This window comes from Rhodoferax sp. LS1R11, assembly GCF_056521395.1.
The window spans coordinates 40,212-61,573 of sequence record NZ_JBWMAW010000016.1 but is presented as its reverse complement, the minus strand read 5'-3'; the positions used below and the strand labels follow the sequence as shown (position 1 = coordinate 61,573).

The 21,362-nt window shown below is 60.1% G+C and carries 27 protein-coding genes; 7 read left to right on the top strand and 20 right to left on the bottom strand.

Annotated elements, in window-relative coordinates; genetic code table 11:
- Positions 1 to 23: 23 nt before the first annotated feature.
- A complete protein-coding gene (locus AC097N_RS17205; RefSeq protein ID WP_479583220.1) occupies positions 24 to 3,476 on the top strand; it encodes a DEAD/DEAH box helicase in 3,453 nt (1,150 codons plus the stop codon).
- Positions 3,477 to 3,508: 32 nt separating this feature from the next.
- On the opposite strand, the gene AC097N_RS17200 is transcribed toward AC097N_RS17205, so the two are convergent.
- Entirely contained in the window at positions 3,509 to 3,676 is a 168-nt protein-coding gene (locus AC097N_RS17200) for a hypothetical protein (protein ID WP_479583218.1), read from the bottom strand.
- Positions 3,677 to 4,076: 400 nt separating this feature from the next.
- Here AC097N_RS17200 and AC097N_RS17195 point away from each other — a divergent pair, with 400 nt between their 5' ends.
- On the top strand, positions 4,077 to 4,424 hold the full coding sequence (locus tag AC097N_RS17195; protein ID WP_479583217.1) for a sll1863 family stress response protein: 348 nt from the start codon (positions 4,077 to 4,079) through the stop codon (positions 4,422 to 4,424).
- Here AC097N_RS17195 and AC097N_RS17190 read toward each other — a convergent pair.
- From AC097N_RS17190 to AC097N_RS17165, 6 genes are all read right to left on the bottom strand, one after another.
- On the bottom strand, positions 4,409 to 4,717 hold the full coding sequence (locus tag AC097N_RS17190) for a helix-turn-helix domain-containing protein (RefSeq protein WP_479583215.1): 309 nt from the start codon (positions 4,715 to 4,717) through the stop codon (positions 4,409 to 4,411). The genes AC097N_RS17195 and AC097N_RS17190 overlap by 16 nt on opposite strands.
- Positions 4,651 to 4,833 carry a hypothetical protein gene (locus AC097N_RS17185; protein ID WP_479583212.1) on the bottom strand — a complete coding sequence of 61 codons (183 nt, stop codon included), beginning with the start codon at positions 4,831 to 4,833 and terminating at the stop codon, positions 4,651 to 4,653. The genes AC097N_RS17190 and AC097N_RS17185 overlap by 67 nt, the downstream gene beginning before the upstream one ends.
- Positions 4,834 to 4,927: 94 nt before the next feature.
- Positions 4,928 to 5,068: a PIN domain-containing protein gene (locus tag AC097N_RS17180; protein ID WP_479583210.1), complete on the bottom strand. Its 141-nt coding sequence runs from the start codon at positions 5,066 to 5,068 to the stop codon at positions 4,928 to 4,930.
- Between the two features lie 43 nt (positions 5,069 to 5,111).
- On the bottom strand, positions 5,112 to 5,234 hold the full coding sequence (locus AC097N_RS17175; protein WP_479583207.1) for a hypothetical protein: 123 nt from the start codon (positions 5,232 to 5,234) through the stop codon (positions 5,112 to 5,114).
- 113 nt (positions 5,235 to 5,347) lie between these two features.
- The gene (locus tag AC097N_RS17170) at positions 5,348 to 5,632 is read right to left on the bottom strand and encodes a type II toxin-antitoxin system Phd/YefM family antitoxin (protein ID WP_479583204.1); all 285 of its coding nucleotides are present in this window, start codon (positions 5,630 to 5,632) and stop codon (positions 5,348 to 5,350) included.
- Between the two features lie 249 nt (positions 5,633 to 5,881).
- Positions 5,882 to 6,100 (bottom strand): hypothetical protein, encoded by a 219-nt coding sequence (locus AC097N_RS17165; protein ID WP_479583202.1) that lies wholly within the window; start codon positions 6,098 to 6,100, stop codon positions 5,882 to 5,884.
- 501 nt (positions 6,101 to 6,601) lie between these two features.
- Here AC097N_RS17165 and AC097N_RS17160 point away from each other — a divergent pair.
- Positions 6,602 to 6,742 carry a hypothetical protein gene (locus AC097N_RS17160; protein WP_479583199.1) on the top strand — a complete coding sequence of 47 codons (141 nt, stop codon included), beginning with the start codon at positions 6,602 to 6,604 and terminating at the stop codon, positions 6,740 to 6,742.
- Positions 6,743 to 6,811: 69 nt separating this feature from the next.
- Here AC097N_RS17160 and pssA read toward each other — a convergent pair whose 3' ends face one another.
- The gene (pssA, locus tag AC097N_RS17155; RefSeq protein WP_479583196.1) at positions 6,812 to 7,423 is read right to left on the bottom strand and encodes a CDP-diacylglycerol--serine O-phosphatidyltransferase; all 612 of its coding nucleotides are present in this window, start codon (positions 7,421 to 7,423) and stop codon (positions 6,812 to 6,814) included.
- A 146-nt stretch (positions 7,424 to 7,569) separates the two neighbouring features.
- Here pssA and AC097N_RS17150 point away from each other — a divergent pair, with 146 nt between their 5' ends.
- From AC097N_RS17150 to AC097N_RS17140, 3 genes are read left to right on the top strand one after another with little or no spacing between them, the layout of a single operon-like run.
- Positions 7,570 to 8,382, top strand: coding sequence for a quinoprotein dehydrogenase-associated SoxYZ-like carrier (locus tag AC097N_RS17150; RefSeq protein ID WP_479583195.1), 813 nt, complete (start codon positions 7,570 to 7,572; stop codon positions 8,380 to 8,382).
- Positions 8,383 to 8,386: 4 nt separating this feature from the next.
- Positions 8,387 to 9,373, top strand: a complete 987-nt coding sequence (locus AC097N_RS17145; RefSeq protein ID WP_479583192.1) for a quinoprotein relay system zinc metallohydrolase 1 — start codon at positions 8,387 to 8,389, stop codon at positions 9,371 to 9,373.
- 13 nt (positions 9,374 to 9,386) lie between these two features.
- On the top strand, positions 9,387 to 10,307 hold the full coding sequence (locus tag AC097N_RS17140; RefSeq protein ID WP_479583190.1) for an alpha/beta fold hydrolase: 921 nt from the start codon (positions 9,387 to 9,389) through the stop codon (positions 10,305 to 10,307).
- Here AC097N_RS17140 and pqqE read toward each other — a convergent pair.
- From pqqE to pqqA, 5 genes are read right to left on the bottom strand one after another with little or no spacing between them, the layout of a single operon-like run.
- A complete protein-coding gene (gene pqqE / locus AC097N_RS17135) occupies positions 10,285 to 11,475 on the bottom strand; it encodes a pyrroloquinoline quinone biosynthesis protein PqqE (protein WP_479583187.1) in 1,191 nt (396 codons plus the stop codon). The genes AC097N_RS17140 and pqqE overlap by 23 nt on opposite strands.
- A 3-nt stretch (positions 11,476 to 11,478) precedes the next feature.
- Positions 11,479 to 11,775: a pyrroloquinoline quinone biosynthesis peptide chaperone PqqD gene (pqqD, locus tag AC097N_RS17130; RefSeq protein WP_479583185.1), complete on the bottom strand. Its 297-nt coding sequence runs from the start codon at positions 11,773 to 11,775 to the stop codon at positions 11,479 to 11,481.
- Between the two features lie 27 nt (positions 11,776 to 11,802).
- On the bottom strand, positions 11,803 to 12,513 hold the full coding sequence (gene pqqC / locus AC097N_RS17125; protein ID WP_479583183.1) for a pyrroloquinoline-quinone synthase PqqC: 711 nt from the start codon (positions 12,511 to 12,513) through the stop codon (positions 11,803 to 11,805).
- Positions 12,506 to 13,441, bottom strand: a complete 936-nt coding sequence (gene pqqB / locus AC097N_RS17120; RefSeq protein WP_479583304.1) for a pyrroloquinoline quinone biosynthesis protein PqqB — start codon at positions 13,439 to 13,441, stop codon at positions 12,506 to 12,508. Before pqqB ends, pqqC begins: the two co-directional genes overlap by 8 nt.
- A gap of 55 nt (positions 13,442 to 13,496) precedes the next feature.
- Complete coding sequence (gene pqqA / locus AC097N_RS17115; protein ID WP_068167214.1) at positions 13,497 to 13,571, bottom strand: pyrroloquinoline quinone precursor peptide PqqA; 75 nt, start codon at positions 13,569 to 13,571, stop codon at positions 13,497 to 13,499.
- A gap of 383 nt (positions 13,572 to 13,954) precedes the next feature.
- On the opposite strand from pqqA, the gene AC097N_RS17110 reads away from it, so the two are divergent.
- Positions 13,955 to 15,694 (top strand): PQQ-dependent methanol/ethanol family dehydrogenase, encoded by a 1,740-nt coding sequence (locus AC097N_RS17110; protein WP_479583181.1) that lies wholly within the window; start codon positions 13,955 to 13,957, stop codon positions 15,692 to 15,694.
- A gap of 70 nt (positions 15,695 to 15,764) precedes the next feature.
- Here AC097N_RS17110 and AC097N_RS17105 read toward each other — a convergent pair whose 3' ends face one another.
- Genes AC097N_RS17105 through AC097N_RS17075 form a run of 7 tightly spaced genes read right to left on the bottom strand, consistent with a single transcriptional unit; the run spans position 15,765 to position 21,355 of the window.
- Positions 15,765 to 16,754: a tripartite tricarboxylate transporter substrate binding protein gene (locus tag AC097N_RS17105; RefSeq protein ID WP_479583179.1), complete on the bottom strand. Its 990-nt coding sequence runs from the start codon at positions 16,752 to 16,754 to the stop codon at positions 15,765 to 15,767.
- Positions 16,755 to 16,756: 2 nt separating this feature from the next.
- Positions 16,757 to 17,482 carry a hypothetical protein gene (locus AC097N_RS17100; protein ID WP_479583177.1) on the bottom strand — a complete coding sequence of 242 codons (726 nt, stop codon included), beginning with the start codon at positions 17,480 to 17,482 and terminating at the stop codon, positions 16,757 to 16,759.
- A gap of 14 nt (positions 17,483 to 17,496) precedes the next feature.
- Entirely contained in the window at positions 17,497 to 17,991 is a 495-nt protein-coding gene (locus AC097N_RS17095; protein WP_479583175.1) for a hypothetical protein, read from the bottom strand.
- Positions 17,992 to 17,994: 3 nt separating this feature from the next.
- The gene (locus AC097N_RS17090) at positions 17,995 to 18,600 is read right to left on the bottom strand and encodes a hypothetical protein (RefSeq protein WP_479583173.1); all 606 of its coding nucleotides are present in this window, start codon (positions 18,598 to 18,600) and stop codon (positions 17,995 to 17,997) included.
- 6 nt (positions 18,601 to 18,606) lie between these two features.
- Positions 18,607 to 19,311, bottom strand: coding sequence for a hypothetical protein (locus tag AC097N_RS17085; protein WP_479583171.1), 705 nt, complete (start codon positions 19,309 to 19,311; stop codon positions 18,607 to 18,609).
- Positions 19,308 to 20,180, bottom strand: coding sequence for an ABC transporter permease (locus tag AC097N_RS17080; protein WP_479583169.1), 873 nt, complete (start codon positions 20,178 to 20,180; stop codon positions 19,308 to 19,310). The genes AC097N_RS17085 and AC097N_RS17080 overlap by 4 nt, the downstream gene beginning before the upstream one ends.
- On the bottom strand, positions 20,177 to 21,355 hold the full coding sequence (locus AC097N_RS17075; protein WP_479583167.1) for a type 1 periplasmic-binding domain-containing protein: 1,179 nt from the start codon (positions 21,353 to 21,355) through the stop codon (positions 20,177 to 20,179). The genes AC097N_RS17080 and AC097N_RS17075 overlap by 4 nt, the downstream gene beginning before the upstream one ends.
- Between the last annotated feature and the right edge of the window lie 7 nt (positions 21,356 to 21,362).

The window sequence follows — 21,362 nt, the reverse complement described above, 5'->3', positions numbered from 1 at the left end:
CCCTACCTGGGCTGGAGCCTGATTTGATTCAAAACTCTCCCTTGAACCACGGCATGTGGTTCAAGCCCCAGTCGCTCCAGGCATTGGCCGATGCGGGTGCCTGGACCCGCGGCCTGATGCTGTACCGCAGCCAGAAGGTGCTGAGCCTGGACATCGAGCCGCTCCAAGACCACTGGCTGGTGCTGGGCGAGGTACAAGGCACCCGGCACGAACCTTACGAGGTGTCGATCGAGTTGGCCCTCATGCCCGACGGCCAGGTGGACTACTGGGACTGCGAGTGTGAATGCCCCGTGGGCACCCAATGCAAACACGGTGTGGCGCTGCTGCTCAAGGCCGCCTACCATGGCCTGCAGCTGCTCGGCGGCCAGGCCGGTTCAGGCGCCGCGTTGCCGCAGTTGTCACCCCCCACGCCCGAACAGGTCGAGGCCATGCGTCTGGCAGCGCAAGCCCGCGCCCAGGAGATTGCAAGGCTTCAAGCCGAGGCCGAGTTGCTGCGCTGGCTGCAGGACCTGGACAAAGCCAAAGGACTGACGCCCGATGGCAGCAATGAGCGGCCCGAGCAATACCTGTATCTGCTGACGGTGCTGGGCGCCCACGGCCCCACGCCGCGGCTGCAGATGGAAGCCGTGGTGTCTTATCCCAAAGTCACCGGCGGCTGGGCCAAACCCAAGACCATCAAGACCGCGCCCTACAAAGGCCAACCGGTGTATGACCGGGCCACCGACGAAGACCGGCAGGTGCTGCAACTCATGCGCGCCATGCCCGAGAGTTCTCGCTACACCTTCAGCTTCAGCTCCACCGCCATTCTGGGCGGGCAGGCGGGCCTGCTGGGGCTGCAACTCGCGGCCGGTACCGGCCGCCTGTTTCTGGACGACGGCCGCAACGGCCCCGGCGCCACCATTCACTGGGGCCCGCCCCAAAGCCTGGTCTGGCAATGGCAGGAGGTCCCCAACCAGCAAGCCACCGAACCCGGCTGGGCCTTGCGCGCCCGCCTGGCCGACTCGGCCGCCCGGCTGTGCCTGAACAACCCACCCTTGTACCTGGACGCCGCGCAGGGCTTGTGCGGCACGGTGCAGGCCGACAACATCCCGGCAGCCCAGCTCGAAGTGCTGCTCAAAGCCCCGCCACTCAAACCCTCGGTGCTTCAAAAGTACCAGGCGAACCTGATGGAACACCTGGGCACGCTGCCCTTGCCGCCGGTGCTGCAAGCGCTCACCACGCTGCGCGACATCGTGCCGACCCCGTGCCTGCATTTGTCGCTCACCCGCCCTGACGAGACCAGGACCCGGGGGCTGATTCAGGCGCAGCTGCGCTTTGACTACGCGGGTCACAAGGGCTGGTGGGCCGGTCAAGGCACCAGCGTGCTGGTTGACGACGCCAAGGGCCGCTTTTTATTGCACCGCGACCCCGAAGCCGAGCTCGACGCCATCACCCGCCTGTATGACTTCGGGCTGATGTCGGTGGACAAAGGCATGTTCGGCATTCCCGGCGACGGGCCGCAGCAAGACTGGCTGCACTGGGCTGACAACGGCTTCAGCGTGCTGCGCGAGGCGGGCTTTGACGTCACGCTGGACGACGCCCTGAACGACTGGATCACCCACGCCGACACGCTGGACGTGCAACTGCAGCCCCAAGGCGAAGATGAAGCCACCTCGCCGTGGTTTGACCTGTCGCTGGGCATGGAAATCAACGGCCAGCGCCACAACATCCTGCCCTGGCTGCCCGACCTGATTGCCGCCGCTGCCAGCAGCCCGCTGGACCCGGACACCGGCCTGCCCGGCATTCCGCCGTTTGTGTACCTGCCCTCGCCCGGCAACCAAGGCTTCATCCGCCTGCCCACCGACGCCCTCAAACCCTGGATGGCCGCGCTGCTGGACCTCGTGGGCGACCGCGAGCACGACTTCACCCAGCAAAGCCTCAAGCTCTCGCGCCTGGACGCCTTGCGCACGGGCGCGGCCCTGGGCGAAGGCGCGGTATGGGAAGGCGCCCAGGCCCTGCGCGAGATGGTGCAGGGCTTGAGCGGCCAAACCGAGCTGCCCCAGGTGGCGGTGCCCGCCAGCGTGCGGGCCAGCCTACGTCCCTACCAGCAGCAAGGCCTGAACTGGCTGCAGTTTTTGCGCGAGCACGGCCTGGGCGGCATCCTGGCCGACGACATGGGTCTGGGCAAAACGCTGCAAACCCTGGCCCACATTCAGGTGGAAAAAGACGCGGGCCGCCTGACCCACCCGGCGCTCATCATTGCGCCCGTGAGCCTGATGGGCAACTGGCAGCGCGAAGCGGCGCGCTTTTGCCCGGAGCTGCGCAGCCTGGTGCTGCACGGCAAAGACCGGCATGCGGTGGCGAACACCATCGACCAGCATGACCTCGTGATTGCGCCCTACTCCCTGCTGCAGCGCGACCGTGAACTGTGGCTTGAAGCGCAATGGCATCTGGTGGTGCTGGACGAAGCGCAAAACATCAAAAACGCGAGCACCAACGCCGCACAAGTGGTCGGCCAACTGCAAACCCGCCACCGCCTGTGCCTGTCAGGCACGCCGATGGAAAACCACCTGGGTGAGATCTGGAGCCTGTTCCACTTTCTGATGCCCGGTTTTCTGGGCAGCCAGACGCGCTTCAAGGAACTGTTTCGCACGCCAATTGAAAAGCAGGGCGACCCGGACCGCCTGACCCAGCTGCGCGCCCGCATCACGCCCTTCATGCTGCGCCGGACCAAGGCTGTGGTGGCCAACGAGCTGCCGCCCAAGGTGGAGACGGTGATGCGCGTAGAACTGTCGGGCAAGCAGGCGGACCTGTACGAAACCATCCGCCTGGGCATGGAGAAAACCGTGCGCGAAGCGCTCACCAGCAAGGGCCTGGCCAAGTCGCAAATCACCATCCTGGACGCGCTGCTGAAGCTGCGCCAGGTGTGCTGCGACCCGCACCTGCTCAAGCTCGAAGCGGCCAGGAAAGTGACCACCTCGGCCAAGCTGGAGCAGTTGATGGAGATGCTGCCCGAGATGCTGGCCGAGGGCCGCCGCATCCTGCTGTTCTCGCAGTTCACCAGCATGCTGACCCTGATCGAGGCCGAGCTGAAAAAGCGCAAGCTGTCCTGGGTCAAGCTCACCGGGCAGAGCGACAAGCGCGACGCGCTGATCGAGCAGTTCACCAGCGGCCAGGTGCCGCTGTTCCTGATCAGCCTCAAAGCCGGCGGTGTGGGCCTGAACCTGCCGCAGGCCGACACCGTCATTCACTACGACCCGTGGTGGAACCCGGCGGTGGAGGCACAAGCCACCGACCGCGCCCACCGCATCGGCCAGACGCAAAGTGTGTGGGTCGTCAAGCTGGTGGCGCAGGGCACGATTGAAGAACGTATCCTCGCCCTGCAGGAACGCAAGGCCGCGCTGAGCGAGAGCATGTACAGCGGGTCCGTCGGGCGAAAGCAGCCTTTGTTCACTGAGGGTGATTTGGTGGAACTGCTGAAGCCGCTATCGGAGTAAGCACATGTGGTCACCGTGACACCGACTCGCCCCTAATCACCCTTCAGCTTTTTCGTCTTCTTAACCGTCAACTGTTTGAAGTTCTCTTTGGAGATCACTGGCTTGCCGGTCTGCTTCTCAATATCCTTGCGCGTGCGCCCGGCCACTGCGCCGCCGTCTTTTGCATCCTCGTCAAGGATGCAAAAGACGCTGTCAAGCACGCCGTCCACCATCGCTAAGAGCTGTCTTAGTGTTGTTGCTCTATTCCTCTCAATGTTGACACTGTGAGTGCCGGCCAGTCAGCATGCAAGTTGCGCTTTGCTGTGCATCGGCATCTCGCTGGCCCTGAGTTATTTTGCGTCAAGGCAAAGCTGCACTGGGTCACGCTGCAGTGGTGTCCGTGGTGACTGTCAACTTCCCAGAAGTTTGACTGGCTTCGATAGATTGGCCTAATAGGGGATTGAAAGTTTTTCGGTTAAGCCTATGTACGGGAGCACACAGACCTCGCCTTTATCACTGGCTATTATTCTTTCACATGTTTAAAACATGACGTTGATGCAATCCATTATCTGACTGTCATCAAGCCATCAATTTACTTTAAAACAGCAAGGAATTATTACCATGACACAACGTACCGCATACATCGAAAAGATGGAACTTCAACTCGATAAGTTGAATAAAAAAATGAGTGGACTTGAAGCCACAGCGCAGGAAGCGAAAGAGGAAGCCCGGCAAAAATACAAGGAGGATATGAGCAAGCTGCGTCAGCAGTCCAAAGTTGCCGGCGCCAAACTCGATGAGCTAAAAGCGGCCAGCGTAGATTCTTGGGAAAGCATGGTCACCGACATGGAAAAAATGCACGATGCCTTTACGCATTCTTTTTTCTCTTTATTTCAAACTCCCAGTCCCAGCGCTCCTGCGACCACTGCTGAAAAAACAGGCAATTCAAGCATTCACAAGAAGGTGTGAACAGACCATTCTGTTGGCCGCTTTGGGTACATTGCTGCAAGCCACCTATTTGGTTCGCTTCCTTGGCGTTCCAAAAATAATAGTCTCCAGGCAAGAACGTCAAGACCGTGCTTTTGCACAACTGCCAGCAACTTCAGCGCCATCCCACTGGGTTGTTTACTCCCTGATTCCCATTTTTGAACCGTAGATTCACTTGTGTTGAGGTATCTCGCAAAAACAGGCTGGCTCACATGAGCAAGTTCTCTGATTTTTTTAATTTCCTGAGGCTCCAGCGCAACGGGTGTTGCAGCCATGACATATCAAACTTGCGCATGGTTGTTTGATTAATTGCGTCCACTTTTTGCAATGCGATAGCAGAGGCGTGAATCGCCGCAAGGGCGTCACTTTTGAATTTTGGTTTTGTCGTCATGACATATCTCCACAAAGTCCCGGGTCGCCAACCGCAACAGCCAGTGACAGCCATGGCAGTAGAAATCCGCGATAACGGTCGGGGCAGGCCTGAATCACGCCACCAAATACAACGCAACCCGGTCGGTGGTCCAGGTCGCCACGCCCGTGCCAAAAAAGTCAGCATCTTCCGTCCAAACCGGGCAATCTATCGTCATGGCACACGCAAGAACCGGCCAGTCATCGGCATCGCGCATGGCAATTCGCTGGAGGGCTTGTTGTTTCAGACCAGCATAGTGATCAAGTTCGAGGGGGACGAACAATGGATTTAAGGGTGTCGAGAACCGTCATGGCGGCTGCGCTTTTGACGCCACGCTTCTCCAGCAAAGCCGGCAGGTACTTCCGGGCATCGGCGTACGCCACGTCTGGCGCGAAAAATCTGACTGTCGCCGCATGTGCAAGTAGGAGTTCTCACACCCGCTTGCCCAACACCGCACGAATCAGGATGTTCGCATCCAGGACGATGGCCTTGTCACTCATGCCGCGGCGGCCTTGGGCTTTTTGCGAGGGCTTAACGGTTTGCGTGCAGTTTTGAATTCAGCGACCACTTCTTCGACGTCAACGCCCTGTGCCGCAAGCAACTGATCCAGGGTCTTGCTTGCCTTCTTCAGTGCCGCGATGTCCGCGTCAGCGTTCCCTTGCGTAGGGATGAAGTAGCCGACGGTTTGACCGTGACGCGTCACTGCCACAGGCGTGCTGGACGCGATGTACTCCGCCATGCCTGCGCGGAATTCCTTGATGCCTACTTTAGTCGTTTCCATGATTTTGACCTTTCGGTGTGTCATTGCACACTGGTGAATCCAAGTGTACACACTTTCACTATTTTGGTGAACTCAGATGCTAGACGGAACACATTCATGCGGCGCACGAAGGCGTCCCTCATTTACCGGCGAACCAAAAACGTTCGCGCGGTTCAGCTTTTGCTTGGTCACAGCAAGCTTGAAAGCACAGTCCGATACCTTGGCATTGAACTTGTTCCGAATAATCCCAGCTTAAAAATGAAATAGCTCTCAATTTGATAGCGGCATGCGCAGTGTTACTGGTACTAGCGACTGATTTTCCATATAAATCTGCTTCCCCGACTGAACCGTCACACCCTGGCGGATCATGTTGTCGTCACCGCCATAAACCAGCACCGGCGGCAAAGCGACAGCCCCGGCAAGGCGGGTCCATTTGTGCAGGCCGGCCAGAAAATCCGTATTGAAGGTCTGGCTCGACTTGATTTCCACTGGCACCAAAACTGCTCCGCCTGCTCGATCACCAGATCGACCTCGTCGCCCGTGTTGTTGCGCTAGAAATAAAGGTTGGACGGCAGCCCCTGGTTGTAGCGGTGCTTGAGCAGTTCGCTGATCACAAAATTCTCGAACAAGGCCCGCGCGCGGAGTGAATCGACAGATGCGCTGAATCGCGAATGCCCAGCAGAAAAGCGGCCAGACCGGTGTCCACCAAATACAGCTTGGGCGTCTTGGTGACGGATCATTTTACAAATTCATAATTTAATTATTAAATTGTAAAAATGATTCAAGAGGCAGGCCAAGCTGTCTTGGGTCAAGCTCACCGGGCAGAGCGACGAGCGCAACGCGCTGAGCGAGAGCATGTACAGCGGCGCCACGGGGCGCAAGCAGCCTTTGTTTACTGAAGGCGATTGGCGGAGCTGCTGAAGCCGCTATCTATTTAATAGCTGTTTTCGCACGTCCTGCCTGGGCTAGAGGCCGATTTTATACATAAATATGCTCAATAAACAAGACATCGAGCCATATCGGTCCGAGTTGTTTGCCCCGTCACACCATCCGCGTTTCGCTCATCATCAGGTCCACACCGGCCCCGGCGAAATTGGCCAGGTCGGCCGCCGTGGCATGGCCTTGGGGTGAGCCCAGCGCCGCCTGAATGGCCTGTACTTTGATGGCGAACCTCGGTCTTCTGACGGCAATTCAGCGCTTTCAGAATTTGGGCAGCCGGATGCGGCTGACCATCAGGGAGCCCGATAGGGCAAACAACAAGACCAGTGGGTGCAGCACGAAACCACCCAAGGTCACCTGTCCAAACCAGAGCGACTCACGCAGCGCGCCCTGCAGCGCCGCCACAAACATCAGCAGGACGAGCAGCAGGGAGGTCGGGATGGGGGTGCCTTCAAAGTATTTCACCTTGCCCGCGTCATCAGACAGTTCTTCCGCCGTCACGTTGTAGCGTGCCAGGCGCGAGACGCCGCAGGCCACAAAGTAAGTCAGGATGATGCGGTCGTACAGGCCCTGCATGCCGCAGCCATACGCAATCAGGGCCGGGGCCACGCCAAAGGAGATGATGTCGGCCAGCGAATCCAGCTCGCGCCCCAGGGCTGATGTTTTTTGCCGCCAGCGCGCAATGCGTCCGTCCAGCACGTCAAAAATCAGCGCCGCCAGCACCAGCGCGCAGGCAAAGTAGACATGCATGACATCGCTGGTCTGCAGGTAGGTCATCATGGAAAACATGGCACCGGTACCGCACACCGCGTTCGCTAGGGTGACCCAGTCCGCCAGATGGAACTCTCGAATCATCGAGAAAGGTTTTTGCATGGTGGATGTCCTCAAAACTGCAGGTTACTCCACTTCGTCTTTTCATGAAATGCGCACGCTCAGGGACACGAACGATCTTGTTGCCGCCCGCAGGTATCGGCACGTGACTTGCTTCTTCACCCCAAACATGATTTGATTGTCCAGGTATGACACACCCTAAATTCATTGCCTTCGTTACGTGCTTCACCTGCGTTATCGCGTGGTGCAGCGCCAGCCGGGCGCAAACCGTCCCGGCGGCCGACCCCTACCAGTCCTACGCCTGGGCCGACCTGCACAAGCTGTACCTGGGCGGTGAACCTTTTGTTTTTGACGCGCGGGTTCAGGTGAGCGGACCGGCCTTTGCCGAAGACCCGATGAATGTGCCCATCAGCGTGGACGCCAAAGACCTGGCGGACGTGACGCAGATTGTGGTCATGGTGGACCGCAACCCCATCCGCAAGGTGCTGGTGTATTACCCGCAGTCGGTGCTGCCCAAGGTGTCGTTTCGCTTCAAGCTGGAGCAGGCCAGCCCGGTGCGCGCCGCGGCCAAAACCAAAGATGGTGTGTGGCATGTGGGCAGCACCTGGGTGGAATCCACGGGCGGTGGCTGCACGGTGGCCGGTGCCACGCGCCAGGACGGCAGCTGGTCGAAGATTTTGGGGCAGGTGTCAAGCCGCGTGTTTGAGCCTGCTCAGGCCCAGTCGGTCGATCCGGCGCAGGCCGCCAACGCGGGCATGCGGCTGCGCCTGCGGGTCATGCACCCGATGGACACGGGGCTGGTCGGCGGCATCCCGGCGTTCTACCTGAACCGTCTGCAGGTCAGCAGCAGCGTGGGTACGCCCCTGCTGCGCATGGAGCTGTTTGAGCCGGTGAGTGAAAATCCGGTTTTTTCTTTTGACTTCGCACAGCGCGTGCCCGGGCCGCTGGTGCTCAGCGGCACCGACAACAACGGCAACCGCGTGTCCGCGCAAATTGAGTAAGACCATGACTGGATTCAAGGGATGGAGGCGCGCCCTCCTGGCGCTCGTTTTTCTGTGGGTCGGCCAGGCCGCAATCGCACAGGATAAAGCCACGCTGGACTACCAGCTCAAGGCCCGCGCGCTGGCGCCCGGCGTCTATGTGGTGGAAGGCACGAACGCCGATTTTTCACCCGCCAATGGCTGCAACATCATCAACACCGGCTTCATCGAGACCGACGCGGGGGTGCTGGTCATCAACACCGGCCCGTCGCGTCTGTATGGCGAGCAGTTGCGCGCGCTCATTGGCCGCACCACGCGCCAGCCCGTGACGCAGGTGCTGCACCTCAACTTGCACCCCGACTACTTTCTGGGCAACCAGGCGTTTGCCGATGTGCCGCGCCGCGCCACTGCAGAAACACAAGCAGGCATCGCCCGCGAATCCGGCAGTTACGAGAGCAACCTGTACCGCCTGTGCGGCGACTGGATGAAAGGCACCGAGACGGTCGCGCCCGATACCCCCCAAGGCCCCGGCCGCTGGACGCTGGGCAACCGCCACTTTGAACTACGCGTTTACCAGGGCCACACCGCCTCGGATCTGGTGTTGATGGATGTAACCAGTGGCGTGGCCTTTGTCGGGGGCTTGGCCTTTGCCGACCGCATTCCCACCACGCCGCACGCCAACCTGGCGCGCTGGCTGGCGGGCCTCGACCAACTCGATGCCGATTTGCGCACGGTGTTGCCGGACAACACCTTGCGCTACGTGGTGCCCAGCCATGGACCGGTACGCGCTGACACAACAGCGTTGCAACAAACCCGCAACTACCTGACCTGGCTGGACCGCACTTTCACACAGGCCGCACAGACAGGACAAGAGATGGTGGACGTGTTGCGAACGCCGGTGCCGCCCGAGTTTCAGGGCTGGGCCGCGTTGAAGACTGAATTCACCCGCAACGTGGTGCACTTGTACCCGCGTTACGAAGCGCAGAGCTTGCGTGCTGCCGCCACGCCCTGAACGGCCTTTAACCATGAACCCATCCCCTTCCCTGCCAGCGTGGGACCACGCCTGGCTCACTGTGGGCGAAGGTCACCGCCTGTACTACGAGCAGTGGGGACGAAGCGACGGCCCGGTGGCGCTGGTGCTGCACGGCGGCCCCGGCTCGGGATTCACCGAACGCCTGCGCTCGTTCTTCGACCCCGGGCAATTTCGGGTGATTGCTTTTGACCAGCGCGGCTGCGGCCGCAGCACACCACGAGGCGAATGCAGCCACAACACCACGGCGCATTTGCTTGACGACATCGAACATTTGCGCAAGGCGCTGGGGGTGGCGCACTGGCTGGTGGTGGGCGGCTCATGGGGCGCCACGCTGGGCCTGGCCTATGCCACGCGCCACAGAGCACGCGTGCGCGGCTTGTTGTTGCGCGGGGTTTTTTGGCCGGGGGCCGACAACATTGACCAATTTTTTGCGGGCCAACCCTGGCGGCAATGGGCTTTGCAGCTCGACGTGGGCTCCCTGTCCGAACGGCATGCCGCTGCACGGGCCTGGTGGCGCTGGGAACAGTCGCAATCAAGCCCGGCACCGTCACCGAACGCTGACACGATGATCCCGTCTGATGAGCCCACGGCCTTGCAACTGGACACCTGGTGTGACCGCTACCGCGTGCAAGCCCATTACCTGCAGCATCAATGCTGGCTGAATGCGCGGTCGCTGGGTCGGGGAGCGGCAGAGCTGGCGGACCTGCCCATCCAGTTTTTACAGGGCAGTGATGACCGGGTGTGCCCGCCCGCCAGCGCCCAACCGGTGCAGGGGTGGCTCAAAGGCAGTGATTGGCACACCGTGGCCGGCGCAGGGCATGATCCATTTCACCCCGCCATGGCGCAAGCCATGCGCGACTCACTCACCCGGTTTGCTCAAACCGGCCGTTTTACCGCACATCCGGCAGCGTGAGTTCAGCGGCGGTGATGGCGCGTGAATTCCGGTCGGTGCGAAAGACCAGCGGTTGCCAGTCGGCCGTTTTGGCATGACCGTTGTCAGCCCGCACGGCAGCGGCACGAACCACGGACACCACCTTCTCATGCAGGGGTGATTTGCTGCACACCGGATCCGTCGCCGCCGCGTCGCCCGTGAGCATGTAGGCCTGGCAGCGGCAGCCCCCAAAGTCCTTGTGGCGCTCGTCGCAGGAGCGGCAGGGTTCCTGCATCCAGTCTTCGCCGCGAAAGGCATTGAAACCCGGGCTGTGGTGCCAGATCTCGGCAATCGATTCTTCTCGTACCGACGGAAATTTCAAGCCCGGCAGGTCGCGTGCGTTGTGGCAGGGCAAGGCCAGGCCATCGGGCGCAATGGTCAGGAAGACGCTGCCCCAGCCGTTCATGCAAGCTTTGGGGCGCTCCTCAAAATAGTCCGGCACCACAAACAGCAACTGGCATTGCGAGCCGATGCGCGCCCGGTAGGCATTGACCACCGCTTCGGCCTCAATCAATTGCTCGCGCGTGGGCAGCAAGTGATCGCGGTTGAGCATGGCCCACCCGTAGTACTGCGTGTTGGCAAGTTCAAGGTACTCCGCGCCAATGTCCAGCGCCAGGTCAATGATGGTGCCGATGTGCGGCAGGTTGTGGCGGTGCAGCACACAGTTCATGACCATCGGGTAGTCATAGGCCTTGATAAGGGCCGCCACCTTGCGCTTGAGGTCAAACGTTTTGGTGCTGCTCAGAAAATCGTTCAGCTCCCGTGTCGAATCCTGGAAGGACAGCTGAATGTGGTCCAGCCCGGCCTCCTTGAGTGCCTTGATGCGCGGCTCGGTCAAGCCCACGCCGGACGTCAACAGGTTGGTGTAATAGCCCAGACTATGCGCCTCTTTCACGAGCAATTCAAGGTCATCGCGCATGAGCGGCTCGCCGCCGGAAAATCCCAGTTGTGTGGCGCCCAGCGCGCGCGCTTCGCGCAAGACCTTGACCCATTCCTGCGTGGTGAGTTCATCGCGCACCGCGGCGTGCTGCGTGGGGTTGTAGCAAAACACGCAATGCAGAGGGCAGCGATAAGTTAACTCGGCCAACAACCAGAAGGGGGGTTTGACCGCAGGGGCGTCTGCCGTGCCGGGCGCAGGGGCAAGCATCATGGCTCAGACCAGCCAGCGGCGCGCATACGCCTGTGCCAGCAACTGCTCAATCTGACTGCGAAGATCGGTTTGACCAAAAGCCACCTCGATATCGCCCACGAGCGCATCCACGGTGGTCTGGCCATCGCAACGCCGCATGATCTCCCCCGCAGAGGCGTTCAACTGCACCATGCCTTCGGGATAAAGCAGCACGTAACTCTGTTGCACCTCTTCCCACTGGAGCCGAAACATCTTGTTCAGGCGCGGCCGGGCATCGCCCGCAGGTGCAGGGGGTGCAGGGGTTGTCTGGGTTGATTCCATTGCGTCATTCAGTCAGGTACGCCAGGCTCATGCCGGGTAGGCGGCGTCGATCGCATCCAGCATGGACCAGAGAATGTCTAGCTTGAATTGCAGAATATCAAGTGCCCGCTGCTGCTGCGAACGGGTGGTGAAATGCGCCAGCGTGACCTTCAGGCCGTGCTCGACATCGCGTGAGGCCAAGGGAATTCGGCTGCGGAAATAGCTCAGTCCGCCAGCCTCAATCCAGGGGTAATGAATGGGCCAGGTGGCCAGCCGGTCCTTGTGAATCTGCGGTGCGAACATTTCTGTCAGCGACGAGCACACCGCCTCCTGCCACGGCGCATGCCGGGCAAAATTGACGTAGGCATCACACGAAAAACGCACACCCGGCACCACCGACTTGAGCGACCACAACTCATCACGTGCCAGGCCCACAGCCTCGCCGAGACGGGTCCAGGCCTCCATGCCACCGGCATGTTCACCCTCGTAGTCGCCCTGGCCGTCGTGGTCCAGCATGCGCTGAATCCAGAGTCGGCGGTGCGCGCGGTCCGGCATGTTGGACATGACCGCGGCGTCTTTGAGCGGAATACACCACTGGTAATAAAAACGGTTGCTCACCCAGCCGCGCACCTGCTCGGGCGAGCATTGCCCGCTGTTGAGACGGACGTTGAAGGCCTGGTGAATGTGATAGGCCGCGCCCTTTTCACGCAGGCGGCTTTCAAATTCCGCAGCATCCCAAGCCAAAAGGTGATCAGCCATGTGAACTTTCAAGTTTCATTGCCATGCCATCCCAGGCCACCTCGATACCCGCGGCGTTCAGGGCTGCGCGCTCGGGGGAGTCACTGCGCAGAATGGGATTGGTGTTGTTGATGTGGATAAGAATCTTGCGAATGCTTTTGGGCAACGCCTGCAGCACTTCCAGCATGCCCCCCGGTCCGGACTGGGCGAGGTGACCCATGTCGGCAGCGGTCTTGGTGGACAGGCCCAAGGTCTGCATTTCGTCGTTGCGCCAGAAGGTGCCGTCCACCAGCACCACATCCGCGGTGGCCATGGCGTGGGCCACGGCAGGTTCGATGCGACCCAGCCCGGGGGCGTAAAACACACGCTTTCCGGTCACGGTGTCTTCAATCAGCAGCCCGATGTTGTCGCCCGGCAAGGGCGCATCGCGACGCGGAGAATAAGGGGGTGCGTTGCTGGTGAGCGGCATCACTGAAAACTTGATGCCAGTCAATGCCGCCACTTCGAATGCGGGTTCGGTCAGCGACAGGGGATGCGCCTGCACCCCGGCGTAATGCGACAAGACACGAACCAGCGGCAAGCTGGTGTTGAGCTCGTCAAGAACCTGCGGGGTAGCGTACAAAGGCAGCGGCGTACGCCGCTCACGCAACATCAGCAAGCCCGTCACATGGTCAATCTGTGCATCCATGAGCAACACCGCGGCAATGCCGCTGTCCCGCAGAGCCCTGGCGGGTTGTATTTCCGGCATGGCACGTATCTGCGCCAGTATGTCTGGCGACGCATTGACCAATAACCAGTCTTGCCCATTGCGTGAAACCGCGATGGAAGACTGGGTACGGGGTGTCAGCGCCGGATCACCTTGTCGTACCGCTGCGCAATTGGCGCAATTGCAATTCCATTGGGGGAAGCCACCGCCTGCTGCGGACCCGAGAACGCGTATGTGCATGATTTTTGGAAATTAAAAAGCGACGCTGCACACAAGGCACAGACGTCGCTTGGCACGATCAACGATTGGCGATGTACATCGTGATTTCAAAACCGAAACGCAAATCGGTGAAGGCCGGTGTGGTCCATTGCATAGAAGTACTCCTTGGGTAGTTGATTGAATCGAACCGCCGCCTCCTGAATCGTGAAGGTCGGCAGCCCGGTTGTACTGCAATATTTGCGCCAAGACAAATAAGGCCCGGATACCCACTTTCAGACCCCGGAAACCCCACTGACAGGTCTTTGGTGGCCCTTGGAGCAATGCCGAAGGGGCATGCATTGCTCCCGATTGACACAGTGGCTAGGGTTAGTGCTGACCGTACAAACCCGCACACCAAGCCACAAATGCCACCTGACCACGGAACTTTCGAGCCAAATACCGATATGCAGTGCTCAGGCACGATCTTTGCAATTTCATGCTCTGGAGTTCCAAATTCCATACACCTCAGTTCAGCATTGACACAACAAGGAGACATTCATGCGCTTGAAATTACTGGCTACTTTGATGGCTTATGGGTTTGCGGCGGGGACGGCTCAAGCCGTTGTCACGCAGCAGATGATTGACAACGATGCGAGCGACACCAAGGAAGTTCTTTCCTGGGGTCTGGGCAACCAGGGCCAGCGCTTCTCACCCCTGAAACAAGTCAACCCCCAAAGCATCAAGAGACTGGTTCCGGCGTGGAGCTTTTCTTTTGGCGGTGAAAAACAACGTGGCCAGGAATCGCAGCCGGTGATTCACAACGGCAAGATGTTTGTCACGGGCTCTTACTCACGCATTTACGCGCTGGACGCAAAGACAGGTGCCAAGCTGTGGAAGTATGAGCACCGCCTGCCCGAAGGCATCATGCCTTGCTGCGACGTGATCAACCGCGGCGCGGCACTCTATGACAACCTGGTGATCTTCATGACGCTGGATGCCCAAATCGTGGCACTCGACCAGAACACGGGCGACGTGGTCTGGAAGGAAAAGATTGAAGACTATGCCACGGGCGCCTCGGCCTCGGCCGCGCCCCTGATTGCGGGCGGCTTGTTGCTGACCGGCATCTCGGGCGGAGAATTCGGCGTGGTCGGACGCGTTGAAGCGCGCGACCCCAAGACCGGCCGGATGGTGTGGAGCCGCCCCACGGTTGAAGGCCATATGGGCTACAAATATGACAAGGATGGCAACAAGACTGAAAACGGCATTTCAGGCACCTTGAACAAATCCTGGTCGGGCGACCTGTGGAAGACCGGTGGCGCAACCACCTGGTTGGGCGGCACCTACGACAGCAAGACCGGCCTCGCTTACTTTGGTACCGGCAACCCGGCGCCGTGGAACAGCCATTTGCGCAAGGGCGACAACCTGTTCTCCTGCTCCACGGTCGCGCTGGATATCAAGACCGGCCAGATCAAATGGCACTACCAGAACACCCCCAATGATGCGTGGGACTTCGATGGCGCCAACGAGTTTGTGACCTTCGACATGGACGGCAAGCGCGTGGGCGGCAAGGCTGACCGCAATGGCTTCTTCTATGTCAATGACGCCACCACCGGCCAATTACTCAATGCGTTCCCCTTCGTCAAGAAGATTACTTGGGCGACAGGCATTGACCTGAAAACAGGACGTCCCAACTTTGTGCCCGAAAACCGCGCGGGTGACCCCGTGGCCAGTGCCGACGGCACCAAGGGCAAGTCGGTGTTTGCAGCGCCCAGTTTCCTGGGGGGCAAAAACCAGATGCCGATGGCCTACAGCCCAGCCACCAAGTTGTTCTACGTGCCGTCCAATGAATGGGGCATGGAGATCTGGAACGAGCCTGTGACCTACAAAAAGGGCGCCGCTTACATGGGTGCCGGCTTCACCATCAAGACGCTCAACGAAGGCAACATCGGCGCACTGCGGGCCATCAACCCCAAGACCGGCAAGATCGAATGGGAAGTTCCCAACAACGCGCCTTTGTGGGGTGGCGTGTTGACCACCGCTGGCAACCTGGTGTTCTGGGGAACGCCTGAGGGCTTCCTGAAAGCCGCAGATGCCACCACCGGCAAAGTGGTCTGGGAATTCCAGACCGGCTCTGGCGTGGTCGCTCCTCCCGTGACCTGGGACGTGAATGGCGAGCAATACGTTGCGGTCGTTTCCGGCTGGGGCGGCGCGGTTCCCCTGTGGGGCGGCGATGTGGCCAAGAAAGTTAACTTCCTGGAACAAGGTGGCTCGGTCTGGGTGTTCAAGCTGCTGAAATAAGCTGCTGGCTGACATAAAAAATGCCACTTTCGAGTGGCATTTTTTATTGGCGTTCCGCGTTGCGAGCCGGCTATCCAGGCGCTCTGGTTTGATTGGAGCGGTCCACAGCCCGTTTTTCAGAGGCATACGCTTCACGCATGAAATGCCCATACTCATCTGGCCCGAGGTAGTTGAGTTCCTGGTCGTATTTGGCAATCTCGCGGCGGTGACTCGGCTCGTACATGGCGGCTTTGAACGCACTGTGCAGCGTACGCACAACCGAGGCAGAGAGACCACGTGGCCCGACAATGCCGTAAGGCGACATGGCCACCACCCCCAAACCCAGCTCTTTCATGGTCGGCACATCGGGCCAACGCTTGCTGCGGACCTCGCCAAAGGTTGCCAGCAGCCTCAGTCGGCCTGACTCTACATAAGGAGCAAAACCGGTGGAATTCACACCCACCATGAGCTGGCCCGACGCCACCGCCACCATCTGCTCGACTGTACCTTTGTAGGGAACGTGGATGTAGGTGATGCCCTGGCGGTCCATCACCTCTTCCATCGCCGTATGCGGCGTGGTACCCACGCCGTTGGAACCTACCGTGAGTTGCCCGGGATGGGCTCGTGCCCACTCCAGCATGCTGGAAACTGACCGAAATGGACTGTCCACGGGCACCACGATGCCGAAGGTGTAGCCAGAGATTTGAACAATCGGCGTCGTGTCGCGAACGGGGTCCCACAACACTTTTTGTGTGTGGACGATGCGAAATACCGGCTGTGGCAACTGCGCCACGGTGTAACCATCGGGCCTCGCTGAGAGCAACGCTGGCATGGCCATGGTGCCACCGGCGCCGGGACGGTTTTCAATGATGACCGGTTGGCGCAGGTGTTTGCCTGCTTCCTCGGCCAGAATGCGCATCGAAATGTCCGTGGACCCACCGGCAGGCCACGGCACCAGCAAGGTGATGGGACGCTGCGGGAACGGTGGCTCCTCGGCATTGACCTCTGTCGCGGCCATGGCGGGCCCGATACCCAACATGCTGACCAGCATGGCCAGATGCTGGCGCCGGGTGCTCTTCATTCCTATTTCCATTCAACAAGTTCCAGTGTGGTGGTGCCACCACCGAGAAAGGTGGAGTGGGCGGGTTCTTCTCGCACCAGCTTCACCAGACCAACGCCAGGGCAATACCACTCACGGGTGGTCAATGGCATGTCTTTCCAGCCCACGACCGGGTCGGCAAACAAGCGCACCGCGCCCAGTCCCCGAACCAGGAGGCAGCCCTCGAAGCGCCCGGCCTGTGTGTCAATAGACTGCTGCAGCGCCTCAATGGTGTACAGCATGGGAATGTTGGGGTGGGAGTGCTTGATCTCACGCGGAAAATCCTGGCGGCGGTGCAGGATGTAGGCCGTGGTGCTGGCCTGCCATTGCGCTCCCACTACCAAGGGCTCCTTGAGGACATAGCGGTGTGGTGCGTCTACCTGGTACTGCGCCTGCAATTCAGGGCGGGACGCCACGCGGTAGATCCCGGTGTCGTCCTGGCGCAGCCAGTAATTCATGCCGGAATCACTGTGGCGGCGCCAGGCCGGGCCGTCGGCCAGTGTGTCACGCCCCTGGTTGCGCAGAACCAGCGTGTCCCGCTCCACGGTCTGATTCTCAAATTCGGTGGTGACTTTGTAGGTCCAGGAACGGCCCTCTTCCAATGGGAAAAACCCGGCGGACCGCGTTGTCGGCTGGCAGGCCAAAAGGCCGAACGCCAGCAAGGCACTGAAGCCGCAAACAAGGGCACTTCTTCGCCGCAGCAGGGACATGCGGTGTATTCGCTTCATTTTTCTGGCAACTGCGGGGCGGGCAGGTCGCGTATTTTGAGCACTTGTTCATCATTGCCGGGACGCAGCCAGGACACGCCGCCCTTGCCTTTCTTGGGCTCGGTCGTCCCGACCTGGCTGACGCCCTGCCGGTTTTTCTTCATCGCCTCTTCAAGCAGCGCATGCACATCCTTGGCATAGGGCAAGGTGTAGGCACGGGGTTTCTCAACGGGCTTGCCGTTGTCAATCGCATTGACCCAAACATGCAAGGCACCGGCGCGCTGTTTGGTGGGCTCATCAATGACCGCCGCCAATAGAACAAAACGTTCGGGCATGGGATCGGTTGTGGGCCAGCCCCATTGGTCGTGAACGACACTGTCCGCCCAAAAATAAAACACGGCAACACATGCGACCAACACACCCTTCAACCAGACCGGCCAACTTGACCAGAGCAAGGCCAAGGTGGTGAGTAGCACCAGAGCCGAGAAAGCGAGCACGATGGCGAGGGACATCTTTCAAATCCTTTCAACGAGGGTCTTGGGCAGCGTATTGATATTGCCTACCGTGCCGTCAGGCAAGACGGTGAAGCGGCAGGCCGTGGCCTCGTCGCCCTTGCGGGACAACATGACCTGGCCGTAATAGACCACTTCAGCGCGGGGATTGACCTTGACCACCGAGACGCTCACCTCGACCGGTTTGCCATCCTTGGATTCGTAGTAACTCGCGTTGACGGTGTACTCGCCAGGGGCAATACCACGCAAGGCCACCACCTCCTGGTTCAAGGGATTGGTCACTTGCTTGCCGTTGACCACAATGCTGTCGTTAGTCAAGCCGCGGTCGTCACGGTCCAGGTGCATCAGCCCGGCTTCGCGATTGCGAAACCACACCACGCGACCAGAAGGGTCCTCGACCCAGGTGTCGATGTCGTTGGGGTTCATGTCGGGCCAGGAGACGGTGATCATGAATTCGGCTTTGGCCGGAATATCCCCCGCTTTCAAGGCCTTCGGGTTCATCGCCAGCAGGGCAATGATGAAACAAAACACGAAGGCAATCAGCATGTTGAACAACATGTCATAGAAGGGATCCACCTCCGGTTCACGCGTGTGGCGGCGGCTCGGCATGTCGGCTCAGGCAGTTTGCGAAAAACGGCGCAACCCCTCACGCTGGCAATCAGCCACCAACGTGTCCGCAAAACGGTCCAGCCGGGTGAGCTGGATACCCAGCAGAATATTCCCCACCAGTCCCACCATCGTGGTGAGCAGCGCAATGCCCAGACCGGAGGTCAGGCTCTTGAGCAGGTCCTGAGACTGGGTTGGATCAAAATTTTGAAGCTGTCCGATGTGCAGGGCCAACACAGAGAATCCGATCACCTTGCCCAGTAAACCTAGTTTGAGCTGGATGCCATTGACCCACCATGCCGTCTGGTGCGGGCCATGGGTGTTCTCCAGAAGCAAGTCCAGCGGGGTGTGGGTATCCGGAGGCGCGGCGGCAATGGCGCGCAGGTATTCACCCACCCAGCCTGGCACATCCGGCAGGGCGACACCCGTGCGTGCACGGGCCAGCCACTGACGCTGTTGAACCAACTCGCGTGACCGACTGCCCGACCAAAGTGTGGAGAGCAAAAACACCACGATGATGACCAGCGTGAGGCCGGTCGGATCCGAGGTTAGCAGCAACGCCCAGACGCCCCGCACACCCATGAGCCAGGTACCAAAGACCAGCAGGCCGGACAGGGCCAGCCATTCAAACCACAGGGGCTCAATCTCGGTCTTGCGACTCAGGACGGTGGTTGACACCCCTCGCCAGCGGGCGGCCGTCAACCACGTCATCATCCCGCACCTCCCGGCCCACGCTTGGCCAAGGCACCAAAGCCACGCTGCGGGTCATAACCCCAACAGGCCAAACCAAAACAAACGGCCAGCGTCCCCATGACCACCCAGGGCGCCAGGCCCGGGTCTTTTCCGTACAGGGCAAACCGCATCCACTCCACGGCGAAACTGAAGGGGTTCCAACTCGCCAACCGGTACACCCACTCAGCGCCTGACTCCTGGAGCTTCCACAAAGGGTACAAGGCGGTAGAAATGAAGTACATCGGGAAAATCACAAAGTTCATCGTGCCGGCAAAATTCTCGAGTTGGCGAATGTGAACACTCAGCAGCAGACCAATGGAGCCAAGCATCAAGGCAGCACACAGCAAAGCCAACAAAAAATGCCCCAGCTGCCAACCCAGCAATGGCAGTTGTGTGCCCAGCAGAGCGGCAACCGCCAGGAACACGATCACCTGAATCAGCGAAAGCACGGTGGTAGCCAACAGCTTGCAGGCCAGCACCCACCAGCGAGGCAGTGGCGCCGTCAACAAGAGGCGCATGAGGCCCATCTCACGGTCATAGACCATGGCCAGCGAGGACTGCATGCCATTGAAGAGCAGAACCATGCCGATCAGACCCGGCGCGATGTACTCGTCGTACGTGATATAGGTGTCATACGGGTCGACCACGGACACGCCAAAGACGTTCCGGAAACCCGCGGCAAACACCACCAGCCATAACAAGGGCCGAACCAGCGCCGACAGCAAGCGACCGTACTGACGCGAAAACTTGAACAGTTCGCGCCCGACAATAGCCTGCAGGGCGAGCAAGGCATGGCGCCAACCGGTCACGGGAAGCGGACGCGAGCTGTGCGATGAAGGAGATGTCGTCATGAGCGATTGGGGCAGCGTTTTTCATTGCTGTCAGCGCCCAGTGTGTCCAGCGTGTTGCGGGGGTGAAGAATGCCCTCGACAGGCGCCGTGCCGATGACCCCTTGTCCATCCGTGAGCAGCATGGTTTGCTGCAACTGACCATCCCAGGGACGAAACTGCATGGGTACTCCTTTGGAACCATCCAGGCTCAACAGGTTCAAACCAGTCAGAAGATCGGCAGCAGCCACCTTGGTCAAACTACCGGCTGCCAGGCTGACGGCTTTGCCCGCCATCCAACTGGACCAATCCTGCTGGGTCATGGCCCGTTTATAGGTTTTGGCAAAACGCCGGGATACCTGTGGAGCGCCATAACGCTCGTATTGCGCGTGCCAGCCCAAAGCGAGCAGGCCGGCATCGCCAACCACGGGCCGGGCTGCCTGGATGTTGTAGGGCAAGGCACGGGCGAACTCGCCATCGCCGTCGACGACCCAGACGACGTCATAGCTGACACCACTACTGAGCAACTTCGTGTTGGCCAGATCACGTTCACGAGGATCGGCTGATATTTTGAAAGGCCTCTCAGCCACCACCTTGAGACCATAACGACGCAAACTGGCCTGGGCCGTGGCAGAACGCACGCGGTCCTCGGCGGAGGGACCTTTCAGCAACAGCACTTGCAGCCATTTGCGTGACACCAGCGCCTGTGCCAAGGCGTCGGAGCGCATGCGGTCGCTGGCCAGGGTGTGCAGGAGATTGCGCTGGCATTGGGCTTCGCGCAAACTGTCAGCGCCCGCCCCGACATTGATGACCGGCATTTTGACTGCTGCTGCCAATGCGGCCACCCAGCTGGCGGGCAGATTCACCACCAGTGCATGCTGCCCGGCTTTTTCTGCCTGCTGCGCTGCGGTGCGTGCAGCCTCCAGCGTGGAGACCGGCAGGGTTTTCCAATTGATCTGCGTACGTGCCGCTTCCAGCTCAAAACGAGCGTCCTCAATCGCCTGGCTCCAGCCATCGACCGCCGAGCCGCCTGCATGTCCGAGATAGGCGCGGTCTAGGCGCGGTTTTTCGAGATCGGGCGCGTTGGCGTCTTCCAGGAGGGTCACATTCCAACTGGCCGCTTGCACCAGCACGCAGACCAGGCCACCGAACGCCAACACGCTCAGCCGCCGCACACGCCGAGAGAAATTTTTGCTCATCAGTGAG